The following is a 272-nucleotide window of genomic DNA, read 5'->3' as shown; positions in this document are numbered from 1 at the left end:
CCATTAAGGTAGGTAATATCGCAAGTGTTAGTGGAACTTTGATTTCTAAAGTAGTCCCTACGCCCATTTCTGATTTTATGTTAACCGAGCCATTGAGCTGAGTGATTTTTGTTTTAACCACATCCATACCAACACCACGGCCAGAAATATCTGAGATTTCTTCTTTGGTTGAAAATCCAGGTGCAAAAATAAGGTTATAAGCTTCAGTATCAGAAAGACGACTCGCTTGGTCGTGATCAAGCACCCCTTTACTAATCGCAATCTTTTTAAGC

Annotated in this window: 1 protein-coding gene; it reads right to left on the bottom strand. The window is 39.3% G+C overall.

The genetic code is table 11. The features are described from left to right. The coding region (locus AAEY97_RS21280) for an ATP-binding protein (protein ID WP_351001342.1) at positions 1-272 on the bottom strand (272 nt) is incomplete at both ends.

This window comes from Shewanella sp. TB7-MNA-CIBAN-0143 (assembly GCF_040310065.1).
Taxonomy (GTDB): domain Bacteria; phylum Pseudomonadota; class Gammaproteobacteria; order Enterobacterales; family Shewanellaceae; genus Shewanella.
The sequence above is the reverse complement of the archived record's forward strand: the minus strand, read 5'-3'. Positions and strand labels throughout refer to the sequence as shown.